Origin of the sequence: Bacillus sp. AFS031507, from assembly GCF_002584635.1 — a bacterium.
GTDB lineage: Bacteria > Bacillota > Bacilli > Bacillales > Cytobacillaceae > Neobacillus.
Window position 1 is genome coordinate 229,616 of sequence record NZ_NUOW01000025.1, and the last position, 26,950, is coordinate 256,565.

25 protein-coding genes and 1 tRNA gene are annotated in these 26,950 nt (G+C 38.0%); 19 read left to right on the forward strand and 7 right to left on the reverse strand.

Annotation, left to right across the window (positions count from 1 at the left end; translation table 11 throughout):
- Window positions 1–4: 4 nt before the first annotated feature.
- The 10 genes from COE25_RS22455 (at window position 5) to COE25_RS22500 (ending at window position 12,548) form a co-directional block, all read left to right on the forward strand.
- The gene (locus COE25_RS22455; protein WP_098934199.1) at window positions 5–2,248 is read left to right on the forward strand and encodes an AAA domain-containing protein; all 2,244 of its coding nucleotides are present in this window, start codon (window positions 5–7) and stop codon (window positions 2,246–2,248) included.
- A 160-nt stretch (window positions 2,249–2,408) separates the two neighbouring features.
- Window positions 2,409–3,206, forward strand: coding sequence for a hypothetical protein (locus COE25_RS22460; protein WP_098934200.1), 798 nt, complete (start codon window positions 2,409–2,411; stop codon window positions 3,204–3,206).
- 26 nt (window positions 3,207–3,232) lie between these two features.
- Complete coding sequence (locus tag COE25_RS22465) at window positions 3,233–4,081, forward strand: DUF3307 domain-containing protein (RefSeq protein ID WP_098934201.1); 849 nt, start codon at window positions 3,233–3,235, stop codon at window positions 4,079–4,081.
- A 196-nt stretch (window positions 4,082–4,277) separates the two neighbouring features.
- Window positions 4,278–4,883 (forward strand): alpha/beta hydrolase, encoded by a 606-nt coding sequence (locus COE25_RS22470; RefSeq protein ID WP_098934202.1) that lies wholly within the window; start codon window positions 4,278–4,280, stop codon window positions 4,881–4,883.
- Window positions 4,884–5,233: 350 nt separating this feature from the next.
- Entirely contained in the window at window positions 5,234–6,346 is a 1,113-nt protein-coding gene (proB, locus tag COE25_RS22475; RefSeq protein ID WP_088090457.1) for a glutamate 5-kinase, read from the forward strand.
- A 6-nt stretch (window positions 6,347–6,352) separates the two neighbouring features.
- A complete protein-coding gene (locus COE25_RS22480) occupies window positions 6,353–7,594 on the forward strand; it encodes a glutamate-5-semialdehyde dehydrogenase (protein ID WP_098934203.1) in 1,242 nt (413 codons plus the stop codon).
- A 162-nt stretch (window positions 7,595–7,756) separates the two neighbouring features.
- Window positions 7,757–10,063: an ATP-dependent DNA helicase gene (locus COE25_RS22485; protein WP_098934204.1), complete on the forward strand. Its 2,307-nt coding sequence runs from the start codon at window positions 7,757–7,759 to the stop codon at window positions 10,061–10,063.
- 173 nt (window positions 10,064–10,236) lie between these two features.
- A complete protein-coding gene (locus COE25_RS22490) occupies window positions 10,237–10,488 on the forward strand; it encodes a FeoA family protein (RefSeq protein WP_088087862.1) in 252 nt (83 codons plus the stop codon).
- On the forward strand, window positions 10,481–11,200 hold the full coding sequence (locus COE25_RS22495; RefSeq protein ID WP_098934205.1) for a FeoB small GTPase domain-containing protein: 720 nt from the start codon (window positions 10,481–10,483) through the stop codon (window positions 11,198–11,200). Before COE25_RS22490 ends, COE25_RS22495 begins: the two co-directional genes overlap by 8 nt.
- Complete coding sequence (locus COE25_RS22500; RefSeq protein WP_098934206.1) at window positions 11,175–12,548, forward strand: nucleoside recognition domain-containing protein; 1,374 nt, start codon at window positions 11,175–11,177, stop codon at window positions 12,546–12,548. Before COE25_RS22495 ends, COE25_RS22500 begins: the two co-directional genes overlap by 26 nt.
- Before the next feature lie 71 nt (window positions 12,549–12,619).
- Here the strand turns inward: COE25_RS22500 and COE25_RS22505 are convergent.
- The 4 genes from COE25_RS22505 to COE25_RS22520 form a co-directional block, all read right to left on the reverse strand.
- Window positions 12,620–12,705, reverse strand: a tRNA-OTHER gene (locus COE25_RS22505).
- 51 nt (window positions 12,706–12,756) lie between these two features.
- Window positions 12,757–13,842: a Ger(x)C family spore germination protein gene (locus tag COE25_RS22510; protein ID WP_098934207.1), complete on the reverse strand. Its 1,086-nt coding sequence runs from the start codon at window positions 13,840–13,842 to the stop codon at window positions 12,757–12,759.
- The gene (locus tag COE25_RS22515) at window positions 13,835–14,914 is read right to left on the reverse strand and encodes a GerAB/ArcD/ProY family transporter (protein WP_257208932.1); all 1,080 of its coding nucleotides are present in this window, start codon (window positions 14,912–14,914) and stop codon (window positions 13,835–13,837) included. The genes COE25_RS22510 and COE25_RS22515 overlap by 8 nt, the downstream gene beginning before the upstream one ends.
- Window positions 14,915–14,939: 25 nt before the next feature.
- On the reverse strand, window positions 14,940–16,436 hold the full coding sequence (locus COE25_RS22520) for a spore germination protein (protein WP_098934209.1): 1,497 nt from the start codon (window positions 16,434–16,436) through the stop codon (window positions 14,940–14,942).
- A 180-nt stretch (window positions 16,437–16,616) separates the two neighbouring features.
- On the opposite strand from COE25_RS22520, the gene COE25_RS22525 reads away from it, so the two are divergent.
- The gene (locus tag COE25_RS22525; protein ID WP_098934210.1) at window positions 16,617–17,537 is read left to right on the forward strand and encodes an LCP family protein; all 921 of its coding nucleotides are present in this window, start codon (window positions 16,617–16,619) and stop codon (window positions 17,535–17,537) included.
- A 118-nt stretch (window positions 17,538–17,655) separates the two neighbouring features.
- Here the strand turns inward: COE25_RS22525 and COE25_RS22530 are convergent, their stop codons facing one another.
- Entirely contained in the window at window positions 17,656–17,955 is a 300-nt protein-coding gene (locus tag COE25_RS22530; protein WP_098934211.1) for a hypothetical protein, read from the reverse strand.
- Window positions 17,956–18,102: 147 nt separating this feature from the next.
- Here COE25_RS22530 and COE25_RS22535 point away from each other — a divergent pair, with 147 nt between their 5' ends.
- From COE25_RS22535 to COE25_RS22560, 6 genes are all read left to right on the forward strand, one after another.
- A complete protein-coding gene (locus COE25_RS22535; RefSeq protein WP_088087854.1) occupies window positions 18,103–18,384 on the forward strand; it encodes a DUF1292 domain-containing protein in 282 nt (93 codons plus the stop codon).
- Between the two features lie 130 nt (window positions 18,385–18,514).
- Window positions 18,515–18,763 (forward strand): hypothetical protein, encoded by a 249-nt coding sequence (locus tag COE25_RS22540; protein ID WP_088087853.1) that lies wholly within the window; start codon window positions 18,515–18,517, stop codon window positions 18,761–18,763.
- A gap of 162 nt (window positions 18,764–18,925) precedes the next feature.
- Entirely contained in the window at window positions 18,926–19,711 is a 786-nt protein-coding gene (locus COE25_RS22545; protein ID WP_098934212.1) for an alpha/beta fold hydrolase, read from the forward strand.
- A 330-nt stretch (window positions 19,712–20,041) separates the two neighbouring features.
- On the forward strand, window positions 20,042–20,692 hold the full coding sequence (locus COE25_RS22550; RefSeq protein ID WP_373605369.1) for an alpha/beta hydrolase: 651 nt from the start codon (window positions 20,042–20,044) through the stop codon (window positions 20,690–20,692).
- Window positions 20,693–20,722: 30 nt separating this feature from the next.
- Window positions 20,723–21,154: a DoxX family protein gene (locus COE25_RS22555; RefSeq protein ID WP_088087851.1), complete on the forward strand. Its 432-nt coding sequence runs from the start codon at window positions 20,723–20,725 to the stop codon at window positions 21,152–21,154.
- Window positions 21,155–21,175: 21 nt separating this feature from the next.
- Window positions 21,176–21,952 carry a dioxygenase family protein gene (locus COE25_RS22560; protein ID WP_098934213.1) on the forward strand — a complete coding sequence of 259 codons (777 nt, stop codon included), beginning with the start codon at window positions 21,176–21,178 and terminating at the stop codon, window positions 21,950–21,952.
- Between the two features lie 63 nt (window positions 21,953–22,015).
- On the opposite strand, the gene COE25_RS22565 is transcribed toward COE25_RS22560, so the two are convergent.
- Window positions 22,016–22,402, reverse strand: coding sequence for a hypothetical protein (locus tag COE25_RS22565; protein ID WP_098934214.1), 387 nt, complete (start codon window positions 22,400–22,402; stop codon window positions 22,016–22,018).
- 230 nt (window positions 22,403–22,632) lie between these two features.
- The gene (locus tag COE25_RS22570) at window positions 22,633–23,805 is read right to left on the reverse strand and encodes a glycosyl hydrolase family 18 protein (RefSeq protein WP_098934215.1); all 1,173 of its coding nucleotides are present in this window, start codon (window positions 23,803–23,805) and stop codon (window positions 22,633–22,635) included.
- 205 nt (window positions 23,806–24,010) lie between these two features.
- On the opposite strand from COE25_RS22570, the gene trhO reads away from it, so the two are divergent.
- Together trhO and pepF are read left to right on the forward strand one after the other, a co-directional pair.
- Window positions 24,011–24,970: an oxygen-dependent tRNA uridine(34) hydroxylase TrhO gene (trhO, locus tag COE25_RS22575; RefSeq protein ID WP_088087847.1), complete on the forward strand. Its 960-nt coding sequence runs from the start codon at window positions 24,011–24,013 to the stop codon at window positions 24,968–24,970.
- A 151-nt stretch (window positions 24,971–25,121) separates the two neighbouring features.
- Complete coding sequence (gene pepF / locus COE25_RS22580) at window positions 25,122–26,909, forward strand: oligoendopeptidase F (RefSeq protein ID WP_098934216.1); 1,788 nt, start codon at window positions 25,122–25,124, stop codon at window positions 26,907–26,909.
- Window positions 26,910–26,950: the final 41 nt, after the last annotated feature.

Here is a 26,950-nt window from a genome sequence, read left to right on the forward strand (position 1 = left end):
TTTTATGAAAGTGATAAATTTTATTAAAGAGTGGCAGCAGGCTCTTCAAAATGAAATATTCCATTTAAAAAAATTTGGCAGTAATAAATTTCAAGTTTCAAATGGCAGGTTGCTTTCAACGGAAGGTTCCTATACATACTACTTTGATACCGCTATTTCTATCCGTATACCGATTGGGTCTCAGGTTCGACTTGAATGGGGAAGCTTGAAACTGAGTGGACGAGTCCTTTCTTCAGAAGGTAAAGGAGTGATGCTCTCCTTGGAGCAATCTTTCGGAGATTTAATCCCTGAAGCGCAGCTTTTTCACGATCCTTGGGAGCTGCTAGACCAGCTCATTGAACGTCTCGATGAGATGAAAAAAAATAAGCAAAAACGAATCAGAGTGAAACGGTTGATGGACCCTTCGATGCCTGCTAAGCATCCGGTTGAAAAAAGTAAAAGCAATGTTCATGAGTTAGTTTTACGTTCCAAATACAACCCAGTTACCTTCGTTTGGGGCCCACCTGGAACAGGTAAAACCTACACCTTGGCTCGGGTAGCTGCTAATAAGTATTTTCAGGAAAAAAAAGTGTTGATTTTATCGCACAGTAACCAAGCGGTAGATGTTTTAATTAATGAGATATCGACCTTTATTAAAAAGAAAGACCGGTTCCGTGAAGGGGATGTTCTCCGCTATGGCTTCAATACTGGAGAGCAGCTCGTACATCATGAAACGGTTACAACAAGCCAGCTCCTTCAGAAAGAAGACCCTCAGCTTGCGGAAGAGAAAGAAATGTTAATAGAGGAAAGACGGAAACTAAAACAGGATATCGCCCGTTCTTTTAGCAAAAGGGATACAAATCAATTGCTAGAGCTTGAGACCAAGATTGCCAGGGTCCTCGAAAAGATTCGCCAAAAGGAACTTGAATTTATCAAGGAAGCGTTTATTGTCGGGACAACATTGGCTAAGGCAGCGGGAGATGCAGCCATCTATGAAAAAGAATTTGAGATTGTAATCCTTGATGAGGCAAGCATGGCTTATGTTCCTCAGGCGGCATTCGCTGCTTCACTAGGAAAGCGTGTCATTATTTGTGGCGATTTTAAACAATTACCACCAATTGCCTCTTCTCGAGATCCGTTAGTCACGATGTGGCTAAAAGAGGACATCTTCCACCGGGCAGGCGTTGTCGATTGGGTAAAGAATGGGATGCTTCATCCGCACTTATTTTTATTAAAAGAGCAACGGAGAATGCACCCGGATATTTCTGCGTTTACGAATCAGACTATTTATCATTCGCTTGTGGGGGATCATGAAAGTGTTCTAAAAAGTAGAAAAAGAATCGTCGACCTTGCGCCTTTTCCAGGAATGGCAGCGGTACTTCTTGATACAAGTCATCTCGGGGCACATTGCATGACAGAAAAGGGGTCAAATTCACGGTTGAATTTGTGGCAGGTATTATTGTCTTTTCAATTAATCCATGAATCCTACCAGGCTGGGTCAAGATCAATTGGATATGCCACACCATACCGCGCTCAAGCCAATTTAATGGAGCTGATTCTATCAGATTTATATGAACAAGAACTCTTAGCAGCCGATATTATTGCTGCGACCGTACACAGATTCCAAGGCAGTGAGCGTGATGTCATGGTTTTTGACACCGTTGACAGTGAGCCACAAACACGGGCTGGGATGCTTCTAACTGGCAAGGATAGTGAACGGTTAATCAATGTTGCGATCACAAGAACGAAGGGCAAGTTCATTCATGTCAGCAATCAATCTTTTATCCGGAAGCATGTCTATAATCGTAAAACAATGCGTCAGCTTGTAGAACATCAAGAAAGAAATCAGCAAACTATCGGGACAAAAGATATTGGAAAATGGATAAAGGATCAGCACCCAAGATTACAATGGATCCATGCACTTAAGTTAGAGAAAGTATTCAGAGACATTGATTCTGCTAGATCATCGATCATTATTTCTTTACCAGAACAAACATTTCTTTCCGCACAATGGAAGGATCAGCTGAAAAATAGGAGTCATTCTGTAAAATTAACTGTCTTTTCAGGAGAGCCTTGGGCGGAGTTGCAACCAAATCAATTGTTGCACGAAAGCCTGTCGTTTCCATTTATTATGATTGATGAGCAGCTTTTGTGGTTAGGTTTACCGGTTGAGGCGGCAAAAGGTGTACAACCGCCTTATATTGCAGCTAGACTCAATTCAGAGAAGGTATGTGAGTATTTTATGGGACAGTTTCAGGCTCGGGAGTAGTTGTAATGTAAGTTTGAGTGGAGGGGAGTCCCTCCACTTTTAAATAACCAGAATGATAATTTCACTAAATGATCTAATTTGTTTATAGTTTGACAAAATAACCTAATTTAATTAAAATTAGATTATATAATCTAATTAATTTGGTTAAAGGGGATAAAAAATGAATTATCCTATATCAATTTTTATACTGGATGTAAGCAATTCCTCATCAGAAAAAATGGGGGAGGAACTCACCGTTTATTTGGATGAGTTAGTCGACAGGATTACTTGTTGGACAAAGAATATTGGTCCTATTCAAATAAAGCATCGTGCTGGAGATGAAATTATTTTTGTTGGACCTGGTTATTCGACCGCTTATACGATTGCATTTTTTGTAAGCAGGATATGGAGATACAAGGATCATATGCCTTATTTTGGCTTGGCATTTGGTGATATTGAAAAGGAATTAAAGGAAGTAGATCTTGAAAAATGGATCCATCCATTAGTCAAACAGGCTAGATATGCAAATGATTTAATAAAACAAGAAAAGAACAGAACGCTATTTAAGTTTGAACTGGACCAGTTTTACCCAAGTGATATGAATTACTCGTTACCATATCACCAGTTCAGAAATGAATTTGAGACAATGATGAATACGTTATTAAATTTGCAGCTAAAATTTATTAGGAGTCAAACGGAAATTCAGGAGCTCGTATGTTCACTCTACCTTATTTTAAATCAGCAAAAGGCGATTGGAAAGCTTCTAGGGAGAACGGCTCCTACAATATCGAGCCATTTTAAAAAGGGAAATAGTGAAGAAATCCTAGATACTTTTTCAAAAATTATTAGTATACTGCATTCATTACAGGAAAAGGCCTACCCTGAATGTACAAACAATCCACAACAGATAAATGAAAAATTAACTAAAAGCATCCGGAATGATTTGAAGGGAAGAATGAATACATTCATTGATTCTTAGATTCCAACATAGAGAGAGGAGAAACCATGTTATTTTTCTGTCTAGTTATTGCACACTTAATTGCTGATTTTTATTTACAAACAGATGACATGGTCATTGAAAAACGAAAGAATTTACGAAAGCATATCGTTCACCATTTTTTCATGACTGCACTTGTCCTAATCAGTTTCTGGATTTTCCAGTTCAATGTTGAGAATGTCCTTATAAACCTATTAATCCCCTTGATTGTTATCGTGCTGACGCATCTTTTGGTGGATTTTTTAAAGATTAAACTGTTTGAAAATATAAAATTGACTAACGAAGAAAACATGAAGCGGTTAGGTTTCTTCGTTCTAGATCAGTTACTGCATCTAGGAGTAATTATTTTAGCATGTGAGTTGTGTTTTGATTTTAAAATTGAACGTTTTTTTCAGAAGCAAGCGGACCTGAATTTTATTGATTCTGTCCTATTTATAGTCATCATTGTCATCTTAGCAACAAGTGTAAGCGGGCATATGATCAAAATTCTCCTAGGCTCTTTACCCAACCAGCTATTAACCTTTGAGGGGAAATATACATTTAAAAATGAACGAAATGAAGCAGCGTTTGTACATAAGGGTAAAAACGGATTAACCGAGGTATACAATTATACTATATTTAGTAAGCATGAACTTTCGCGTGGCAAATTAATCGGCTATATTGAGAGATTACTAGTTTTATTGCTTACGTTTTATAGTGCCTATCCAGCAATAGGATTTATTGTCACTGCCAAATCGATTGCCCGGTTTAAACAAATGGATGACAGGGACTGGGCAGAATATTTTCTGCTGGGAACACTTTCCTCAATGTTTCTAGGAATCACACTTGGCATTTTGTTAAAAGTTGTAATTACGTAAGCATTGAGTGGGTGATTTTTTATTATTTATCGGAAGGTTTCAAAAAATTTGACGGAAAAATCATTTAGTATTACTATTATCTCGTATTCGAGATATTTAAAAAAGTGATGAACATTTTAGGACGATTAGAAAATGGCCAAGTTTCTAACAATAACTGTAAGGAAACTTTTTAAATTGAGGAAGGGGACGGACGACGATGAAACATATTTTTCAAAAAGGGAAAGACGCAAGCAAACCAACATTTTTATTGCTGCATGGGACAGGCGGAACAGAATTAGATTTGATTCCTATAGCAGGGAAAATTGATGAGGAGGCTTCGTTTCTAAGTGTGCGTGGAAATGTCCTTGAAAATGGGATGCCGCGTTTTTTCCGAAGATTAGCGGAGGGTATTTTTGATGAAGAGGATCTTATTTTTCGCACAAAAGAATTATATGAATTTCTAGATGATGCAGCTAAAAAATATGAATTTGATCGAAACAATGTCATTGCGATTGGGTATTCAAATGGTGCAAATATTGCTGCCTGTTTGTTGTTCCATTATCAAGATGCCTTAAAAGGAGCCATTCTCCATCATCCAATGGTTCCTTTAAGAGGGATTTCTTTGCCTGATTTATCAGGAACATCCGTTTTTATTGGTGCTGGAACAAATGATCCTATTTGTTCACCATTGGAATCAGGCGAACTCGAAAAGATGTTGGAGCAGGCTCAGGCGAAGGTCCATCTTCATTGGGAGCATAATGGACATCAATTAACCTTTGATGAAGTTGAGGCAGCAGCGGAATGGTATAAAAAACTCATTTAACAGAGCTAATCTATTTAGCTCTTTTTTCAATAATTTAAAATATTCTATTGACTTTTATCCAATTTCTAAGGATAATCAAAGAAATATAAATCGAAAACAGTTTGGGATTAGTAAATCTTTGGAACGTGATAGAGAGTGAAACCCGTTGGCTGAAAGGTTTCTCACGGAAAAAAGTCTGAACCTGCCCTCACACGCTGCTTATGCAAACATAAGCCGTCACCCCTCGTTACGGGTTCAAAGTGGGTGCATGGCATCAATAAAGGTGGTACCGCGGAAACGACTTTCCGTCCTTTTTTTTTAGGACAGAAGAGTCGTTTTTTTATTTTACAAAAAGAAAGGTTCGGAATGCGATGAAAAAACAGCTGGTGGTTGTAAAGATTGGGAGCAGCTCGCTCACAAATGCCTCAGGAACAATTTCTGAAGAGAAAATACGAGACCATGTAGAAGCACTTGCCTTTTTGAAAGAGCAGGGGCATGATGTTCTCCTTATTTCATCCGGAGCAGTTGCAGCAGGATTTGGCTCACTTGGATATCCATCTCGTCCAAAGACAGTTGCTGGGAAACAAGCGGCCGCTGCTGTTGGGCAAGGGCTGTTGATGCAGAATTATATTCAATTATTTAAAGAGTTTGCGATAGTGCCAGCCCAAATCCTATTAACTCGTGAAGATTTTTACAGCCAGGTTCGGTTTCATAACCTCTTTAATACCATTCATGAGTTACTTCAAAAAGGTGTTTTACCGATCATTAATGAAAATGATTCGGTTGCGATTGAGGAATTGACTTTCGGTGACAATGATATGCTGTCAGCGCTCGTTAGTGGGTTTTTACATGCGAATGCATTGATTATTTTAACAGATGTGAATGGTTTATATGATGGCAATCCAAAATCATCGAAAGAGGCAAAAAAATATCATTTTATTCCTGAAATATCTGAAAAACTCCTCGGTGTTGCCGGAGAAAGTGGTTCTTCTGTTGGAACAGGTGGAATGAAATCAAAATTACTAGCTTCAAAAAAAGCTCTTTCCCTTGGTGTCAGTGTCTTCGTCGGCACTGGTGCTGGAAAAGAAAAACTGGTTGATATTTTAACTGGTAAGGGAGATGGGACGTATATCGGCGGACCATTCCAGACGCAAATGCAAATGAGAAAACAATGGATTGCTTACCACTCTCAGGTCGGTGGTGTGATCGAAATTGATGATGGCGCGGAAAAGGCCGTTGTGTTCCAGGGTAAAAGTTTACTTCCAGTGGGTGTCACGAATGTCATTGGTGAGTTTAACGCCTTAGATGTGGTCGTTGTCCAGAATCAAAAAGGTAAAATTGTCGGGAAAGGCCAAATTTATTATTCTTCTAAGAATTTACTAAAAGTAAAAGGCTTGCCAAGTGAACAATCGAAGGATTATTCCATTAATAAAAAAGCAGAAGTCATACATCGTGACAATTGGGTCACAATGCCAAAGGAGTGAAACGGAATGAGTGAGTTGTTAGAAAAAGCCAGTAAATTAAAGAAAGCCGCTAAACAATTGGGAATGCTGTCAGCGGAAGAAAAAAACAATGCGTTATTGATGATGGCTGACCATTTATTAACAGGAAAAGAATGGTTAATTACTGAAAATGCCAAGGATATTGAAGCAGGAAAAGAAAATGGATTTTCCGCTTCACTGTTGGATCGACTTATGTTAACAGAAGAAAGAATCGAGCAGATCGTGGATGGAGTTCGCCAGTTAATTGATTTGAAGGATCCAATTGGTGAAATAATCGAAGCATGGGACCGTCCGAATGGTTTACAAATAGAGATGATCCGTGTTCCTCTCGGGGTGGTTGGAATGGTGTATGAAGCACGACCCAATGTTACCGTTGATGCGGGAAGTCTTTGCTTAAAAGCTGGAAATGCAGTTCTTTTAAGAGGGAGCTCTTCCGCCATTCATTCCAATAAGGCACTTGTCCATGTAATGCGCAAGGCACTTGCAGAAACGGCTATACCTGTCGATGCCGTTCAACTATTGGAGGACACGAGCCGTGAAACAGCTTCAGAAATGTTTAAATTGAATCAATACCTAGATGTTCTCATACCACGCGGCGGAGCGGGGTTAATTCAATCAGTGATCCAAAACGCTACGGTTCCAGTTTTGGAGACGGGTGTAGGCAACTGTCATGTTTTCATTGATGAAACAGCAAATGAAACGATGGCAATAGATATTGCAATTAATGCAAAATTGCACCGTCCATCTGTTTGTAATGCAGCCGAAACCGTAATTATTCACAAAAAGTGGCCTTTTGCAGCTGAATTATTAAGTTCGCTTCATGACCATGGGGTGGAGTTGCGTGGAGATGAAGAATTAGCTTCTGCTTTTTCATTTGTAAAACAAGCAACAGAAGAAGATTGGTGCTCAGAATTTTTAGCACCAATTTTGGCGGTAAAACTGGTAAGTGATGTGAAGGAAGCAATTGACCATATAGATCAATATGGAACAAAACATTCTGAGGCAATTATCAGTGAAAATCCAGAAAATGTTGGTTTGTTTTTTCAGGCAGTTGATGCAGCCGTGTTATACCATAATGCATCGACTAGGTTCACAGATGGTGAGCAGTTTGGATATGGGGCAGAAATTGGAATAAGCACACAAAAGCTTCATGCTCGTGGACCAATGGGGCTACGTGCACTCACAACGACAAAAGCGATTGTCCGTGGCACTGGTCAGATTCGGTCATAATCATTTCAAGAAAAGAACAAGTAAGGAGGCTGGTTAGTCCTTACTTGTTTTTTATTTGAATTGGCTTTCGGTCGATGCTATCAGATGGTTATGAAAATATGGTATACTTTAAGAAGCGAACATATATTCTCATGATTGATTTTCTAGTAAGTTGGTGGGCCAATGTCAGAGGCTATTCAAATATCGGTAAGAACGCTCGTTGAACATGTTTTCAAGAGCGGCAGTATTGATTCAAGTTTCCGCTCTCAATCGACGCTTCTGGATGGGACAAGGATTCATCAAAAGATTCAAAAAACGTATCAAGAAGCTGATCAAAAAGAAGTGTATTTCCGTGCGGAAGTCCCATTTGAAGAGCTTTCCTTCATTATTGATGGCAGGTGTGATGGGTTATTGTTTCGTGGGGATGAAGTGATCATCGACGAAATCAAATCATTTTCCCAGATGTCAGAGCAGATACAAAATGGAGGGTATCCTGTGCACTGGGCGCAGGCAAAGATGTATGCCTATATGTATGCCAAGGACAAGGTGTTAGAGGAAATCTTTGTCCAACTTACCTATGTCCATGTTGAAACAGAAGTGAAAACATATTATAAAAAGAAGTGCGCGATTTCAGAACTTGAAGCATTTGTTGGAAAGATAATTGAAGACTATGCCCCTTACGCTAAGCTGCTGCACGAGCATCGGGAAAAACGAAATGGAAGCTGTAAAGAGCTAGCCTTCCCATTTGATTCCTATCGCGAGGGACAGCGGAAATTAGCTGGAGTGGTTTATAAGACGATTTCAGATGAAAAAAATCTGTTCGCTAAAGCGCCAACAGGAATCGGCAAGACGATATCGACACTCTTTCCATCAGTAAAGGCTATCGGGGAGGGGCTTCTGAATCGAGTTTTCTACCTTACAGCTAAAACGATTACCCGTACAACTGCCGAAGAGGCGTTTAAAAAAATGTGCTCTTCAGGTCTTTGTATGAACACGCTGACCATTACGGCCAAGGACAAGGTTTGTTTTAAAGAGGAAACTGTTTGCCAAAAGGATTATTGTGAATTTGCAAATGGCTATTATGATCGGATCAATGTCGCGATTCATGATATTCTAACAAATGAAACTGGCATGACCCGTGAAGTAATTGAAATATATGCAAGGAAACATACGGTCTGTCCATTTGAATTTTCGATTGACCTTGCCTATACAGTGGACTGTATCATCTGTGACTACAATTATATTTTCGACCCGCGGGTATCGCTAAAACGTCTGTTTGAAGAGCAAAAAAAACAAACCGCACTCCTAGTTGATGAGGCACATAATCTAGTGGACCGGGGGCGTGAGATGTTTTCAGCAACCTTAAACAAAGAATTATTTCTCCAATTGAAAAAGGATTTTAAGGGTGTCAATAAAGCAATATATGAGTCTGCAACCAAGCTAAATGCTTGGTTTATTTCCCTCAAAAAAGAAAATATAGATAAATATGAATTCAACATTGATCATTTGGATGAAGAATTAATTGAACAACTGATTCAATTTGTAGAAAGCGCAGAACAGGTTCTTCAAACAGAAACGTCACAAACTCTTTTGGAAGCATACTTTGTGGTAAATAATTTTTTAAAAATTACTGAGTTGCTCGATGAACATTATGTCGTTTATGCCGAAAAAATTAAAAACGATTTACTTGTGAAGCTTTTTTGCATTGATCCTTCAAAGCTTCTTAAACAAATGGGGAAGGGCTATCGGTCAAAACTATTCTTTTCGGCCACATTGTCTCCTTTATCCTATTATCAAGATATCCTTGGTGGGCAGGACGATGATTATGCAATATCCATCCCTTCACCATTTTCAAGCGATCAAGTCGATGTCTTTATCAATCCATTATCTACTCGTTACCGAGACCGGGAACAGACAAAGAGTTCAATTGTATCTGCAATCCAAGCCTTGATTAAAAACCGGCCTGGGAATTACTTTATCTTTTTCCCATCCTATCAGTATTTACTTTCTGTTTATGACCAGTTCAAGCAACAAGACCAAGAAACCAATACGATCATCCAAGCATCAGGGATGACCGAAACTGAAAGGGAAGCTTTCTTGGCGGCATTTAAACCCAATCAAACAGAAACATTACTGGGCTTCGCTGTCCTCGGCGGTATTTTTTCGGAGGGCGTTGATTTAATCGGAGATCGTTTAAATGGGGTTGTCGTTGTAGGTGTAGGATTGCCACAACTTTGTTTTGAGCGGAACCTCATTAAGGAACATTTTTATCAAAAAGACAAAAACGGTTATGACTATGCCTACGTATATCCTGGCATGAATAAAGTGCTGCAAGCAGGGGGAAGGTTGATTCGCTCGGAGGAGGACCACGGAACCATCGTATTGATCGATGACCGATTCCTCCAGCGACAGTATCAAATGCTCATGCCGCTGGAATGGCAGCAGTATACAGTTGGTTATCCACAAACACCTCTATTAAAAGGCAAATAAACCCTTATGGAAAATATCCATAAGGGCTTTTTTAGTTAAATTTTTGATAAAATCCTAGTTTCCAACACGCAGATAATATTTATTTTTACAAAAAAGGTGACAATTTTGGAAATTAAACATATAATTAATAAAAAGTTGCACAAGGTAAAAACTTTGAAGGAGGGGAAAGAGAGATGGATAACCCTAACATTATCAAACTGGTAAATGGTGAAAAAGGCAATTTAATTAAAATTACTTCTTTAAATCTGGACGGTGTGATGAGAAGAAGATTATTAGACTTAGGATTTGTGGCAGGTGCATTAGTTGAGGTCATGCGTAAAAGTCCGTTGGGAGACCCGATTGCCTTTCGTGTCAGTCAAACAACGATTGCTCTCCGGAGAGAGGAAAGTTCAAGAATAGAGGGGGAGCTGGTGTCTTATGAGTAATGAATATCGAATTGCCTTAGCTGGAAATCCGAATACGGGTAAAAGCACCTTGTTTAATGCCTTAACGGGCCTAAGACAGCATACCGGAAATTGGGCAGGGAAAACCGTTTCACTTGCGCAAGGGACTGTTCAGCATAAAGATAAAACGTTTAATCTTATTGACCTTCCTGGCACCTATTCGCTATTCTCGAATTCAACGGATGAAGAAGTAGCGCGAAATTATATCGTTTTTGAAAAACCAGATGTGACAGTTGTGGTACTAGATGCGACCTCATTAGAGCGGAATTTGAATCTAGCGTTGCAGGTATTAGAGATGACAACAAATGTTATCATTTGTATCAATTTAATTGATGTTGCGGAAGAACAAGGAATTCAGATTAATGAGCGATTGTTGACCAATCGGTTAGGGGTTCCCGTCATCAAGATTTCTGCCAGGAACAAAAAGGGATTTCCTATGCTCTTAGATACGATTGATCGCATTGTGACAGGGGTGATTGAATGCAACCCGGTTCAAGTGACGTATCCTGCTGAAATCGAAGCCAAAATTAAAAAAATTGAACCTAAAGTACGAGAATTTGTTGGAGATCAACTATCCGCTCGTTGGGTTTCTTTGAGATTGCTAGATGGAGACGAAACATTACTGAATGAAATTAGTAACCGATTGGTTGCAGGAGGTGGTATAGAGAATGAATATTCAAAAGCTTTATGCTGAAGCTCAGGAGCTTTCGACACCAAAGCTAAGAGATGACATTGTTCAACATCTTTATGACCGCAGTCATAAATTATGTGACGAAGGAATCACCTATACCAAATCAAAGAGGGATACTCGAACCGAAAAACTAGATGCGGTTTTTACCTCACCAATTTTTGGTTTTCCCATCATGATTGCTATGTTAGGAGTTCTATTTTATTTAACAATCGCTGGAGCAAATATCCCATCCTCCATGATAGCTGAGTTTTTCGGATTTTTAGAAGGGTATATTACATCATTTTTTACCTACCTGCATGCACCCGATTGGTTGCACGGAGTCCTTGTTCTTGGTTTATACCGAGGAACAACATGGGTGATTAGCGTTATGCTCCCGCCGATGGCGATCTTTTTTCCAACATTTGCACTATTGGAAAATTATGGTTATCTACCTCGCGTAGCATTTAACATGGATCGTCTGTTTAAAAGGGTTGGGGCCCATGGGAAGCAGTCGTTAACAATGGCGATGGGGTTTGGATGTAATGCGGCAGCTGTTATTTCAACAAGGATTATCGAATCCCCAAGAGAGCGGATGCTGGCCATTCTTACAAACAACTTTGTTCCATGTAATGGCCGATGGGGAACATTAATTGTTTTAGCTTCGTTATTCATGGCTGCCAATTTTACAGGGGGGCTAGCATCACTTGTTACAACAGGGGTAGTTGTAGGTATTGTTTTATTTGGTATTTTGGTAACCTTTTTTGTTTCTTGGGTTCTGTCGAAAACGGCCCTTAAAGGAGTACCAACTCATTACACATTAGAACTACCGCCTTACCGTAAACCGAAGATATTTGATACCGTGATTCGGTCGTCTTTAACAAAGTCCTGGTCTGTGTTAGTTCGCGCCGTTAAAGTTGCCGCTCCAGCAGCGATTTTAACTTGGGTGTTCGCAAATATTTACATTGGTGACACAAGTATTCTCATGTATGCTGTCGAGTTTTTGGACCCATTTGGAAAAATGCTTGGCCTTGACGGTTACATCATGATGGCGTTTATTTTAGGTTTACCAGCAAACGAAATTGTTCTTCCAATCCTATTGATGGGTTATTTATCAACAGGATCTTTAACCGAAGTTGATAGCATGGTAGATTTGAAGAAAATCTTTCTTGATCACGGTTGGACGTGGCTTACAGCATTGAATATGATGTTATTTTCGCTTCTTCATTATCCATGCGGCACGACCTTGATTAATATTTATAAAGAAACAAAGAGTAAGAAATGGACATTTCTTGCCTTCCTTATACCGACCGTTATCGCGATCCTTGTCCCACTTATTATTACACAAACCGTGAGATATTTTGGCTTACTATAAAAATCGCTATAACAAATGTTTAAAAGGGACTGACACTTTTGTCAGTCCCTTTACTAATGCTGAAAGATATTTGGGCTTGGTGGGATTTGAACCCACAAGACACACTGCAGTCAACAAGAGGGACTACAGGTTGCTCTACCACTTGAGCTACAAGCCCTGATTTTATTTTGACCATATTCCATTAAATTATCTGGTTCATTTTAATAAATTAATCTACCGTCCCAGTTTGCTTGATATTCACCTTTACATGTACATGAACTTTTGCTGTTGGATAGAATCTCTTCCATTTTTTTTCATTAAAATCGCGATCCTGTTCTCTATATTTTGCACCTAAACCTATAGGGTCCACGCCATGTTTTTGAAACTTTTTGATGAGTTTTAATGAGTGCTCTTCTAATTGCTCGGCAATTTCTTTTTGGATCTTTTTTTTATCCAATGCTACCCTTTTTTTCTTTGGAGATGTGAATTCTTGAAGCCTTGTTTTCAACTTAAGATTAATCGTAAATTCCGGTCGGCCTTTTTTTATTTTTACTTGATAGTGTGCTTTTGAATGAAGATTATCTAGAACGACCATTTCACCATTTTCTAAAGTGAAACGCTGTAAGCCTTGTATATATTTATCAACTAAACATTTAAATGTGAATGCATCCTCCATAAAAATAGGAAAGACATATCGATCATCTTTTAATATCGCCAGGCCAATAATTTTAATATTATCTTCTATCTGTTTGATTAATGGCAAGTAGGGATCCTGCCCATTTTGGTTAAATTGAAATGCATATGTTTGTAAATTTGATTTAGGAAGATTATCTGATTTCATAGCTTGATCCAGCAATTCTTGTACAAACAACGAAACATTTTCTGTTTTGAATTTCTCCATTTTAAGTAGCTCACTGGCATCTCCATCGACAACAGCCATTTGAATAATACTGCCAATGGCAGGGTCACGGTTTAGGGTGTCAACCACATCAGTAATTCCTTTTTTGGCTAGTGATTTTCCAAAAAGTGCAACCCGTAATTGACCGCTGACTAATGGATACCGTGACTCATTATTTATGTTGCTCCGAATTTCTTTACTCGTTTCACCTAAGCTTATTTTGACTTCAGTGGTAGAGGGCTGATCCTTCTTATAAATTGGATAGGTAATGGTTCCTTTTATCGTATTCTTTCCGGCCCAATCATATCCTGCACCCTGGATCATGTTTATTTGATTAACGATATTGGTGGGTATCAGAGAACAACCGGATAATAAGAAAATAGTAACCCATATTCCTATTAAGGTTCGATTAGCCATTTTGTTTTCTCCTTCTTAGTATTGTGAAAATTATTAGGAGGATTGGGATGTAGCCATAAAAGATCCATAAATTCATTTGGGTAACGTATTTATCCAGTGTTTCTTTCCATTGTTCGTTTATTAATTGAGATATAACCACACTAAGTAGGCTTAAAATGATTAAAAAGTTCTTTTGTTTCTTTTTAAAAATTCTCTTTAGACCTCGTGTCGAACACCATAATAGAAGAGCGATCAACGATGAAACGATAATTAAATACATGGAGATATATAGGTATTCAAAGCGCTCTAAATAAGATAGCCGGATAATTTTTATTAAAGTTAATTCTGGCCAAATGGTTTCTTTTAATTGTCTTTCACTATAGTACATAAATGATACAAGCGCAGAAACCGTATATAGTAAGGTAGTAAACAATACAGCTAAATGAGCGAACTTTTTTGACGATTTTGGATCTCTTATAAATGGATAGAACATGAGTAACGTTTCTGTTCCTGCTAACGTATACATAGAACTTTTGACTGCATCCAGCATATCCAAAAAAGAATGATTCATGATTGGCAGTAAATTGGTAATATGAGCAGCCTTCAATGGAAAAATATAAAGGACGATTAGGGTGATTTGTGGATAAATAAATGACAAAAAAGAAACACCAACAACAGCCCGAAATCCTCCAGACACACAATAATAAACTAAAATTAAGATTAATGAACAAAGTATCCATGAGGGTAATGTAGGGAACATCCATACTTGAATAATCTCAATAAAACCAAGCAAGACCGAGAGACTGGCCAACCAGTAATAAATCATAATGATGAAACTAAAAAAATTACCAAGAATATTCCCAAACACTTTTGAATGGACATTAACAATATCTCCATCTGCTTTATCGAGCAGTTTATACATCATCCATATGAATAGTTGAACTAAACTCCCTGCCAAGATTACACCAATCCATGCATCATATCCTGCTTTTGCAGCAATCGTTCTTTGGAACCCTAATATACCAATCCCAACTTGTGAATTGTAAACAATAAAGAAAACTAAATAGGGAGAAACTTGATGCCTTTTATTCACTTGCAATGGAATACCCCTTTACGATTTATTCATAAAAATCGTTCATTGGTTCTGGGTTTTCTCGACTCCCAGTTGATTTTCTTTTCTTTTGTGGTCTAAGGGTGGTTGGGTTTTCTAACTGCTTAGAAAAAGGAAGTCTAAACCAAAGGTCTTGAAAGGATGTTGATCGTATTGGGTACATGCTTAAATAAGGACGCCCGAGAGAAGTTAACCGTATTAAATGGATAGCTGTAAATTGGAATCCTAAAAACACCCCAAACAATCCAAACCATTGGGAAAGAATAATTACTGGAAACTTAAAAAACCGAACAGTGTTGCTAAATTTATAAACCGGCGCCGTATAGGAAGCTAAGGTACCGAGCCCTACTAAAATAAGCAATACATTACTAGTTAACCCCGCTTCAACCACTGCCTGTCCGATAACAATACCACCCACAACCCCAAGAGATTGTCCGATTTTAAAGGGCAAACGAATCCCTGCTTCTTTTACCATTTCAATCATGATTTCTAACATTAATGCCTCTAAAAAAGGAGGAAAAGGAACAGTTACCCTTGAACCAACTAGAGTTTCGAGCAATGGGGCAGGAATCAATTCATAATGATACGTCATGATCGCTACATACAATGGACTAGCAAGCCCAGAAATGAACATAGCACCAAAGCGTAAGAGTCGAAAGAAATTTCCAATAATCCAAGAATAACTATAATCTTCCATCGCAATAAACGATTCAACTAAAGTAACTGGAACAAGGACTAGATTTGGGGAACCATCCACTGCAATGATTATTTTGCCTTCCGTTAACCCTGCAGCTACACGATCTACTCGCTCAGTTGAAATCGATTGGGGGAACAAGGAATTCGTATTGTCCTCAATCATTGAAGAAAGATAAGCACTGTCCTGGATATGATCATATTGAACATCGTTGATTCTTTGAACTACCGTGTTCACATTTTCCGGATCCGCAATCCCATCCATATAGATAACGGCAACATTTGTTTTTGAAAGTTCGCCGACTTTCATTTCGATGACAAGCAATTCAGGGACAGGTAATCGCTTTCGAATAAGATTAATATTGGTGTCTAATTCTTCAATAAAACCAACTTGTGGTCCAACTGTCGACGATTCCATCATTGCTATACTAACATCACGGAATTTACTGTTAGCAATGTTAATTAATAGACAATCTTTATCTTGGTCATGCTTTTGTATCACCAAGAATCCCCGCATCAGGTTTTCAATGATTACCTTAGGATCATTTGTACAAAGAATTTCTTGTACAGGTATAACACTTTTTAATTCCTCTAATGATAGCTGCTCATTCAAAAAGGGCAAAACATCCTGATGGAGGATGTCAGATGAAATCAGTGTGCGATAATACGAAAGCCAAAAAGGATGATCTTCTTTTATGGAAGTATGCTCATGAACAAAGTCATTTGATTTTGATAAACGTTGGAGCCAATCTTGTTCGTTAGATTTTTGCGGAGTTCCTTCCTTGCCTGGTTGTTCTGCCTTGGGTGTCATTGGTATCCCTCAAAATATTTTTTTTTATTTTGTGTAGAATAGGAATTTTTATGCAAATTTTCCAAGGATAGAAAATAGGAAAGATAATGGTAGGAAGAATAAACAAAAGTAATAAATGAGAAATTAAGATGGTAGCAACTTTTATTTTTGAGCGAATATTATTGAAAGTTGGTGAAAAGTGTGAAATTAATCAAATTAATTGTACTTTCCTTGTTATTAGGAGGTTGTTCAGCGGGAGATTTAAGTGATCAAAATCAAGTTCAACCCTCTTCACCATCAAAAATTGAAGACAGTACACATAAAGATTCAAAAGGAATCATGAATTTTCTTTTAATTGGCAGCGATTCTAGAGGCGAACCTCAATCCTTCTCAGATGCAATCATTATTGCCCAATATGTTCCTAAAGAAGGTAATATCAAGTTAATTTCCTTGATGAGAGACAGTTATGTCAAAATTCCCGGGCATCCAAAAGGGTACGACAAGCTTAACATGGCCTATTTTATCGGCGGAAATGAATTATTAAAAAAGACGATTAATGATAATTTCGGAATTAAAGTGGACCACTCCGTTTCGATTGATTTTGAAGGGTTTGCGAACTTCATTGACCTGATTGCTCCAGAAGGTATAACTGTGAATGTTAGTCAAAAGATGATTGACGATTTCAAAATGGACGTAAAGCCTGGAGAAAATGCGCTGAAAGGAAGAGAATTGTTAAAATATGTCCGGTTTAGACATGATGACGAGAGTGATTTTGGCCGAGTGAAACGACAACAGGAAGTCATTGTCAAGGTAAAGGAACAATTAAAAAATAAGTTTAGTCATATTGAGTCGTTAGCAGCTCTTCCAGATTTTGTGGAGGAGAGTTTAAATCATGTAGAGTCAGATATGGACAAAGGAGAGATATTATCAGTTTTATCTAAACTGGTCTTTTATCCAATCAAGAATATCGATAGGTTACGGATCCCAATCCAAAATAGCTATGTAAATAAAACCTATCCTCATGCTGGAGCTGTTCTTGAAATAAACATAGAGGCAAATAGGGAGGCTTTAAAGGATTTCTTACTGAAGCCTTCACCAGTTAACAGAGAGTATCATTATTAATGACAAAAAGCAGACATAAGCCCCGAGAGTATGTCTGCTTTTTTTGTTATATCTGCCGTGAAATTCTGCACAAAAACCTTTCTAATCTGCACATAACCACCCGAAAATCACACAAAACTTATTTTTTCAGTTTGTTTAACTCCTCCGTAACAACAAAAGCCAGATCATCATTGCCAAACAACGCTAATACACCGAGCAACGTCTGGTCACCTACTTCTCCCGCTTCTTCTTTCGAAACGGTTAGCTCAATGGCTTCTTTTAAGGTAGGATTGGTAGACTGATTCGGATAGGCTCGCAAATATAACTCTTCCGGATCAAGATCATGATTCACGCACCATTGAGCAAATACAAGAATCATCATTTTCTCTTCACCGCGATAGTTTTCGATAATCTTTTCTTCTAGCTGTTTTTGATTCATTGAGATTCTCCTTAGAAAGCTTTATAAACTTATTATATTAGATTTTTGTCGAATATGTAGTGGTAAACCATGTTTTCGAATGAAAACTAATCTTTTTAGGGATACTGTGTTAAGTATATACTTTTTATATGAAAGGGGAACGTATAGATGAGTAAAATTGAAGTAGGCGAAATTTTTACCATTAGCGATGAAACCGGCGAAGAACAAGAAGTGGAAGTGCTAGGGGTAATGACTATAGAAGGAAATGAATATGTGGCTGTCGGATTTGCTGAAGATGTCGCACAAGAATCCGATGAAGATATTGATATCTTCTTTCTGAAGGTAGATGAAGATGGTGATTTTTCCGCGATTGAAAGTGATGAAGAGTTCGAAAAGGTGTCTGCAGCATTTGATGAAATAATGGACGAAGAAGAGGAAAAGGGAGAGTAATATGCCTTGGTCTGAGAGGGATTAATTAATCTCTCTTTTATTTTTTCCTGATTCAATTGGGAAAATTATGTATGTATAAAATCTTTCTTGGCATACTACCTATGAAAAACATATAAAAAGGAGTAATCTAATGTTAATTGAAGAAGGTATGAAATATCAAATTTCACAAGGTATTAAAGGTTTTTTTAATTCAGCTGAGACAATGACTGTCAAAAGTTATAATGGTGTTACTGTCCAATTCATACTTGCAGATAGCAAAGGTCACGGTTCCATGCCGATTGAACATTTAACGTATTTATTGAAAAAATCAAATTTAACGCAAATTCCAAGTAAAAGAACCTTACTGAGTATTGATAATAGTGAAGAGCAAATTAGTTGAAAAGTTAAATATAGAAAAGTTAAAGAGAGGGCAATTATGCTCTCTCTTTTTGAAAGTGAAGATTTTTAAAGGAAATACCAAGGAAGACTCGAATATTTAGTAATGAAAACTAGTAAGCAGCAATTTTGAATAAAATAAAAATGAAAAGGAGCTGGTACCAATATGGAATCTAAGAAAGTTACGCTTCAAGATTCAACGATAGCCTACATAGATAAGGGTGAAGGGAAACCAATCGTTCTTTTGCACGGTTTTTGTGGAAGCTCCCGTTACTGGGAACATGTTATTCCTGTGTTGTCAGACAGCTGCCGAGTGATTGCTCTTGATCTTCCGGGACATGGACAGTCAGGACCTCTAAAAGGAAGCAGTACGATTGAGAATCTTGCGGATCAAGTAAAAAACCTTTTGGCTGAATTAAATTTACAGGAAGTAACGATGTTTGGTCACTCTTTAGGCGGCTATATCACCCTGGCCTTTGCAGAAAAGTACAGCAATCAATTAAACGGCTTTTCGCTCATTCATTCCACGGCCTTTCCAGATTCGGAGGAAGCGAAAAAAGGCAGGCTGTCAAATATTGAGAAAGTAAACCAGTCAGGCATTTATTCGCTTATCGACGGCTTGGTACCGAAACTATTCTCGCCTGTTAACCAGGATGAGAATTATGTTGGAGCAGCAATGGAAATAGGCTATACTACTTCCGCAGAGGGCGCGATCGATGCATTAAATGCAATGAAAGACCGTCCTGACCGTAATCAAGTATTAGAAGCTTCTACCATGCCCGTTCTATTAATCGCAGGTGAACAAGATCAAATCATTCCGGCAGAAAAGACATTTTCGGTCAGCAGAGCGAATATTAAACAATCAATCATAAAAGATTCCGGTCATATGAGTATGTATGAGAATCCACATGATCTGATTAAAGAGATAAAGGATTTTGTGTCTACTATATAAGTATCTTGAAAGATTATCGATACCATTTAGAGAAACCAATTCGGTTTCTCTTTTTATGTGTTTTCTAATGTGAAACAAATTTTTATATTAGAAAATATTTATTGACAATCTGACTAGTTCTTTGTTATCCTATAAACAATAAATATTCATATATAAAAACAAGTGAGCCATCTTCTTTTTTTGCCTATTTGTTTCTTAATATGAATCATTTTTATTTATTTGTATTTAAGGGTTGATACCGTTAGAAGATATTTACCTTTTATAGAGGTTAAGTATTCAAATAAACAGCCACCCTAATGGTATTAGGAGTGAATTTTTTAAGAAAGGATGATGGAATTGAATTCACCGATGATTTATGAACTTCGTCGACCAGCACAAATTGAACCTGGTAAAAAATATCCTGCACTGTTTCTAATGCATGGAATTGGAAGTAATGAACAAAATATGCTGTCTTTGGTTAACGGGTTAGAAGACTACTTCTTTATTTTTAGTGTCCGCGGGCATCTTTCGCAGCCGCCAGGCTATGCATATTTTACTATTCAGGGATATGGAAAACCTCATCGGGAAGTGTTCGATGAAGGAATTAGTAAACTGACTAGTTTTATTGATTACGCCTGCAGCGAATACTCGATTGATGAGAGTCAGATATTCTTACTCGGCTTTAGCCAAGGAGCAATCCTTTCTATGGCGCTTGGCCTATCACTGGGAAATCGGATCAAGGGTATAATTGCCCTCAGCGGTTACGTACCTGCTTTTGTCAAAGAAGAGTACAACATTCTGCCCGTCGAACAATTATCCTTGTTTATTTCACATGGTGAGATGGATCAGGTGCTTCCATTTGAATGGGGTCTAGCTAATAACGAATATTTTCGTAAGCTCGGGGCGATGGTAACTTTTAAAACGTATCAAGAAGGACATTCAGTATCAGTAGAAAACCATAAAGATTTCACGCAATGGTTATTAGAAAAAGTGGAGAAATAAAAACAAATTTACTAAAAAGGGGAAATAATAATGTTAAAAAAATATGAGGCAAGTACATTAATTTTAAGAGTAATATTAGGTGTGACGTTTTTTGTTCATGGGTTAGTTAAATTCCAAGGCGGAATCGAAAATATCGTAGGATGGTTTGAAAGCATTGGTTTACCTGGATTCTTAGCATATGGTGTTGCTTTAGTAGAAATGATCGGTGGAGCTGCATTAGTTTTAGGTTTAGGCAGTAGAATCGTTTCAGCTTTATTGGCTTTGTTAATGATTGGTGCAACAATCAAAGTGAAACTAGCTATAGGCTTTTTAGGGAATGGACAAATGGCTGGTTATGAATTAGATTTAGCTTTAATGGCGATGGCTGTGTTTATTGCCATCAATGGCAGCAAAATGTTTGCATTAGATCAGATTATTTTTAAAGGTCAACGAACAGATTCAACTTCATTAACAAGAAATTAATCATAAAGAGGGGGAAGTAGTATGATGCCATCATTTTTTATTGCTCATGGTGCACCTTTACTTGCGGTTGAGAACAATGAATATACTCAGTTTCTAAATCAACTCGGGCAAAATCTGCCCCGCCCAAAGGCAATTATCTTGTTTTCGGCCCATTGGGAATCTTCAATGCAAAAAGTAAGCGAAGTTGATACGTATGATACTATTTATGATTTCGGTGGATTTGATCCAGCTTTATACCAGATTAAGTATCCAGCTCAAGGTAATCCGCAGCTTTCACAAGAAATTAAGGATCTGTTTGCAAAAAACGGTGTTCCATTTGATGTCGAATCAAAACGCGGCTTGGATCATGGGGCATGGGTGGTTCTTCGTCTACTTTATCCAGATGCTGATATACCGGTCATTGCGATGTCAGTCAACCCGAAACTTAAACCAGAGGAACAATATAAAATCGGCAAAAGTTTATCGGCATTACGAGCTAATGATGTTTTAATTATTGCAAGCGGGGGAACAGTGCACAATCTCCGCGCGGTGAAATGGGCAGATAACGAGATTGATCAATGGGCTCTTGAGTTTGATGATTGGTTGGCAACCCATCTGAATAATTGGGATTTGGATTCCTTATTTAAGTATGATTCACTTGCTCCAAATGCTGAATATGCCGTACCTCGCTATGGCAATGAACACTTCATCCCGATTTTCTATGCGATGGGAGCAGCCGATGATAGTCAAAAAGCTACTTTGCTGCATCGCAGTTTTCGATATGGAAACCTCAGTCATAGTGGTTGGCAGTTTGGGTGATCTGTACCAATGAAAGCAACATAAAAATCCTTCCTTGGGAAGGATTTTTTTATTAATAAAATATTAATTTCCAAGAAGGTTTGGATCCATATAAATACCATTAAAAAAAACAGCCATCTCTATAGTTCCATCCTCCTTATTAAAAGGTACTCCGACCATTATCATTTCTCCCATCGTATGATTGATAAATACCTCGATATTTTTTATTCCTCTCCATCTATATCCGTCGCTTTTAAACGAGTGTTTTACATTCTTAAACTCTTGACTACTTATTAAATCAGCAACAATTTTATTTTTTTCAGCTCCAAAAACTTGTGAAACAACGCAACCACATTCATGGGATTCTTCTGGTGCTTGCACTAACTCTTCTGCTTTTGCCGTATTCCCAGTAGTCACAAACAACGATAATGCAATAATGATTCCACATAAAACTGTTAGCAATTTCTTCATATCTATTTCCTCCTTTATTTAACCTCCTTAACTTGATTCTCTCTTTTTCGACAATCTCCTTCAAAAAGTTTGGAAAAATATACGACAAATACCAATATTTATTACAATTTCGTGTCAAAATGGGTGTCAGGCACCTAGTTGTTTGAAAAGGGGAATGAGGCTTCAGTCGAAGGTATGGAGGCTATTGACGTCCGAAAAAAGGCCGATCCTGTGGGAACAGCCTTTTCTTGTTAATATCCATTTGCAGTATAATATTTAACTGGTTCTTTACCCAATGCTTTAAGTTCTGTAAAAATTGTCCCTGTCAGACTATGTGACCCTTGTGCATCAAGACCAACTTCCCACATCATCATGCCGCCAAAGCCGTGATCGAGGGCCAGACGTGTTTTTTTTATCATCGTAACACCGCCATTATAATGGTAGGTCGTACCATTCATTTGAACAGTGTCCTTTCCAGCATTGGCAGGATTATTGTTAATTATTGCAGCAAAGGATACCTGTTTGATTTTAGGATCTTCCGGTGTGGCGTAAGACGGGACGCCCAATACTAATTTTTCCTTTGAAAGTTTCTGAGTTTCAAATAGGTTCGTCCAATAGTTTACGATTTTCTCTGTATAGGGATAGGGCGATAAATTTGCCGCATTGTAACTTCCGTCATACTGACCATCGTACGCCATAATATTAACATGGTCTACCGTTTTGAACATAGATGGATCATACTGAATAAAGGCTACTTCCGTTAACGTTACCGCATGAATCTTTGAATTAACAGCAATGGATAGCTCTTTCTTTTTTGGATGAAGCTGGGCACTTAACTCTTTCGCAAAAGCAGAGAGATTTTGTGCATCCTCTGTTGAACGAGGGTGTTCAAAATCGATATCTATCCCATCCAGCTTTTCACGGACTGCGATATTAGTAAGCTCTTTAACTAGCTTTGCCCTTGATTTAGGATCAGAAATCGCCGGTTTAAAATAATTATAGGATTCTCCACCCTTGATGTGGTACCATCCACCAATCGCCAGCATCACTTTCGTGTCATGCTTTTTTGCATTTTTAACAACAGCTCTAAGGTTTTTTAAAGCTTGATCACCATTAAATAAAATTCCTCCATCCTTAGTAGGATGAACAAAGGAGAAAATGACATGTGTTAATTTGGAATAATCAACCATGTTTGGATCACGAAAATCCTGAACATAGCCGATCATCACTTTTGATGATGCCTTCTTCAATTTAGGGAGTTCTTTTGAATTTGGCTTAATGGCCGATTTAGGTGCATCTTCTAATATTTGCGTATTGGGACGATCTTGCTTTTCATTATTTTTAGTGAAAATGACTCCAGTTAGTATTCCTCCAATGAAGGTCACCGCAATTACCAGACCAAGGAGGAGATGACGTTTATTCATAGATTGTGTTCCTCCTTATTATTTCTCATATAAAAAATTGTAACAGAAAAAACGAGCAAGAACGGTTGGTAATATCAACCTATATAGGTACAGCAGCCTTCGAAGAGTAAAATAATTTGAATTTATTTGTTGGTTTTTGCTATAATCATAAGGTTAATGTTAAAAATTATGTATTTAATATATATAAAATTGTAAGGTGGTAAACATGAATCAAGACTATAGAGTGTTATTGTATTATAAATATGTCTCAATAGAGAATCCTGAAGAAGTGACCCAGGAACATCTTAACTACTGTAATGAACTAGGTCTCAAGGGTCGAATTATCATTGCGGCGGAAGGAATTAATGGAACGGTGTCAGGCACCATTGAACAAACTGACGCTTACATGAAATATATGGATGAGCATCCACTTTTTGCAGGAACTATTTTTAAAATTGATGAAGTGTCCGAGCATGCTTTCAAAAAAATGAAGGTACGGTTTAGACCGGAGCTTGTTACTTTGCGTTTGGAAGATGACGTGAACCCCAATTGGCAAACCGGTAAGCATTTGAAACCAAAAGAATTCTTTGCGGAAATGCAAAAGGAAGATACGGTTGTCATCGATGCTCGAAATGATTATGAATATGATTTAGGTCATTTTAGAGGGGCTGTAAGACCGGATATTCTTAACTTCCGTGACCTCCCACAATGGATAAGAGAAAATAAGCAGGAGTTTGAAGGCAAAAAGATACTTACCTATTGCACGGGTGGCATTCGTTGTGAAAAATTCTCAGGCTGGTTATTGAAAGAAGGCTTTGAGGATGTATCGCAACTAGAGGGCGGAATTGTTACCTACGGAAAAGACCCAGAAGTTAAAGGGGATTTATGGGATGGTCAGCTCTATGTTTTCGATGAGCGAATAAGTGTTCCTGTTAATCAAAAAGAGCACGTAGTTGTCGGGAAGGATTATTACACTGGTGAGCCTTGCGAGCGCTACGTAAATTGTGCTAACCCAGCATGTAATCGAAAAATTCTTTGCTCTGAGGAAAACGAACATAAACACTTACGAAGCTGTTCGCATGAGTGCCGGGTTCATCCTCGCAACCGTTATGTTGCACAACACGGTTTAAGCGAAGATGAGGTAAAGGAAAGATTAGCGGTGATTGAGAAAGAATTAACCATATAAGTATTATTTAAGAAGTAGGTCAAAATTAATGGCCTGCTTTTTTTGTTCTTCTTTTTTAAGGTTTACGAATAGGAATTTAAGAATAGATTTATTATGATAGAGAGTATAAGTTGATTGTAATTTTTTACATTGAGAGGAGCGAATTGGATAAATGGTAACCTATACAAATCGAAAAGAAGTCCCAGCGCATGAAAAGTGGAACTTAACTGATATTTATTCGGATATCAAGAAATGGGAAGAAGATTATCTGCTAATAGAAAAGATGGCAGCTAACCTAAAACAATATGATGGTACCATTCAAGACGGACACTCACTATATCAATATCTTAAGCAAAGAGAAGAGTTATCTTTTCTATTCAACAAAGTTTATGCCTATGCTATGTTGAGTGTAGATGAAAATACAAGGGATACCCAGGCACAGTCCCACTTAGACAGAGCAAAACAACTGAGTGTTAAGGTTAGTGCTGCCACCTCTTTCTTTATGCCTTATTTATTAAGCCTGGATGAAAAGACTTTATCAGGGTACATATCATCTGAAAAGAGGCTGGATTACTTTGAAGAGGATTTATGGGAGTCGTTTCGATACAAGCAGCATGTATTAACAAAGGAACAGGAAGCAGTTCTTTCCCAATTAGGTGAAGCACTCTCGGCCCCAGGTAATATCTTTGGAATGATGAATAACGCTGATATTAAGTTTGGGGAAGTAACCAGTGATAACGGGGAACGGGTGGAATTAACAAGGGGCATGTATTCAAAATTAATCGAAGAAAAAGATCGTGAAAAGCGAAGAGAGGCCTATAAAGCTTATTATCAACCATACCTGCAATTGAAAAATTCGATTGCCGCCACCCTATCCGCCGCTATCAAAAATAATGTGACAACTGCTAAAATCCGACAATATCCTTCTGCATTAGAAAAGGCATTATTTGGGGATAAGGTACCAAAAGAAGTCTATGAGAATCTAATCAAAACAACCAAACAAAATATCGGTCCACTCCATCAATATTCACGCATCCGCAGAGAAAAATTGGAGCTAGATGAACTACGTCAATATGATATGAGTGTCCCGCTTGTCAGTGGAGTCAAACAAGTGATTTCATATGATGAAGCCTATGACACGATGTGTAAAGCTTTAGCACCGCTCGGGGAAGATTATATCCAGATGCTTAAGGAGTTTAAAGATGCTCGTTATCTTGATGTTAGGGAAACACCTGGGAAGCGGTCAGGTGCCTACAATCTTGGTGTCTATGGGGTCCATCCCTATATTCTCTTAAATCATCAGGATGATTTGGACAGTTTATTCACGCTGGTCCATGAATGCGGGCATGGTGTCCACAGCCGGCTGAGTTCGCAGTACCAGCCACAGATTACGGCTCGTTACAGCATCTTTGTGGCCGAAGTGGCGTCAACCGTCAATGAAGTTCTGTTAATTAACTATTTACTAAACAACGAGAAAGATCCTGATGTTCGAAAACATTTAGTTAATCATTTTATCGATCAATTTAAGGGGACATTTTTCACACAAGTCATGTTTGCCGAGTTTGAGATGAAGACACATGAAATGGCTGAAAAGGGGCTGCCTTTAAATGTGGAAGTATTTAATCAAACCTATGAGACACTATTCCGGGAATACAACGGGGATGAGGTTGTCTTTGATGAGGAAGTAAAATTTGGATGGTCCAGAATCCCTCATTTCTACCGCCCATTCTATGTTTACAAGTATGCCACAGGATTTGCATCTGCGATTCATTTGGCGACTAAGATTCTTGAAGGCGACCAAGAAACGCTAACTTCCTATTTGGAATTCTTAAAGAGCGGTAGTTCGGATTTTCCGCTTGAACTGTTAAAAAAGACCGGCGTCGACCTAACTACTCCATATCCAATTGAAAATTCTATGAAACGGTTTGGTGAATTAGTAGAAGAATTCTCGCGAATGTAAAAATAACTACTCCAAAAAAACCCATGTTGTCTTCCTAAAGG

Coding starts and splice junctions, on each gene's coding strand:
- COE25_RS22565 (WP_098934214.1), bottom strand. CDS start 22,402: ATGAAGAAATTGCTAACAGTTTTATGTGGAATCATTATTGCATTATCG.
- COE25_RS22560 (WP_098934213.1), top strand. CDS start 21,176: ATGATGCCATCATTTTTTATTGCTCATGGTGCACCTTTACTTGCGGTT.
- COE25_RS22480 (WP_098934203.1), top strand. CDS start 6,353: ATGAGTGAGTTGTTAGAAAAAGCCAGTAAATTAAAGAAAGCCGCTAAA.
- COE25_RS22500 (WP_098934206.1), top strand. CDS start 11,175: ATGAATATTCAAAAGCTTTATGCTGAAGCTCAGGAGCTTTCGACACCA.
- COE25_RS22455 (WP_098934199.1), top strand. CDS start 5: ATGAAAGTGATAAATTTTATTAAAGAGTGGCAGCAGGCTCTTCAAAAT.
- COE25_RS22485 (WP_098934204.1), top strand. CDS start 7,757: ATGTCAGAGGCTATTCAAATATCGGTAAGAACGCTCGTTGAACATGTT.
- COE25_RS22540 (WP_088087853.1), top strand. CDS start 18,515: ATGTTAATTGAAGAAGGTATGAAATATCAAATTTCACAAGGTATTAAA.
- COE25_RS22495 (WP_098934205.1), top strand. CDS start 10,481: ATGAGTAATGAATATCGAATTGCCTTAGCTGGAAATCCGAATACGGGT.
- COE25_RS22470 (WP_098934202.1), top strand. CDS start 4,278: ATGAAACATATTTTTCAAAAAGGGAAAGACGCAAGCAAACCAACATTT.
- COE25_RS22465 (WP_098934201.1), top strand. CDS start 3,233: ATGTTATTTTTCTGTCTAGTTATTGCACACTTAATTGCTGATTTTTAT.
- COE25_RS22570 (WP_098934215.1), bottom strand. CDS start 23,805: ATGAATAAACGTCATCTCCTCCTTGGTCTGGTAATTGCGGTGACCTTC.
- pepF (WP_098934216.1), top strand. CDS start 25,122: ATGGTAACCTATACAAATCGAAAAGAAGTCCCAGCGCATGAAAAGTGG.
- COE25_RS22530 (WP_098934211.1), bottom strand. CDS start 17,955: ATGAATCAAAAACAGCTAGAAGAAAAGATTATCGAAAACTATCGCGGT.
- proB (WP_088090457.1), top strand. CDS start 5,234: ATGAAAAAACAGCTGGTGGTTGTAAAGATTGGGAGCAGCTCGCTCACA.
- COE25_RS22545 (WP_098934212.1), top strand. CDS start 18,926: ATGGAATCTAAGAAAGTTACGCTTCAAGATTCAACGATAGCCTACATA.
- COE25_RS22550 (WP_373605369.1), top strand. CDS start 20,042: ATGGAATTGAATTCACCGATGATTTATGAACTTCGTCGACCAGCACAA.
- COE25_RS22490 (WP_088087862.1), top strand. CDS start 10,237: ATGGATAACCCTAACATTATCAAACTGGTAAATGGTGAAAAAGGCAAT.
- COE25_RS22555 (WP_088087851.1), top strand. CDS start 20,723: ATGTTAAAAAAATATGAGGCAAGTACATTAATTTTAAGAGTAATATTA.
- COE25_RS22510 (WP_098934207.1), bottom strand. CDS start 13,842: ATGGCTAATCGAACCTTAATAGGAATATGGGTTACTATTTTCTTATTA.
- COE25_RS22535 (WP_088087854.1), top strand. CDS start 18,103: ATGAGTAAAATTGAAGTAGGCGAAATTTTTACCATTAGCGATGAAACC.
- COE25_RS22460 (WP_098934200.1), top strand. CDS start 2,409: ATGAATTATCCTATATCAATTTTTATACTGGATGTAAGCAATTCCTCA.
- trhO (WP_088087847.1), top strand. CDS start 24,011: ATGAATCAAGACTATAGAGTGTTATTGTATTATAAATATGTCTCAATA.
- COE25_RS22520 (WP_098934209.1), bottom strand. CDS start 16,436: ATGACACCCAAGGCAGAACAACCAGGCAAGGAAGGAACTCCGCAAAAA.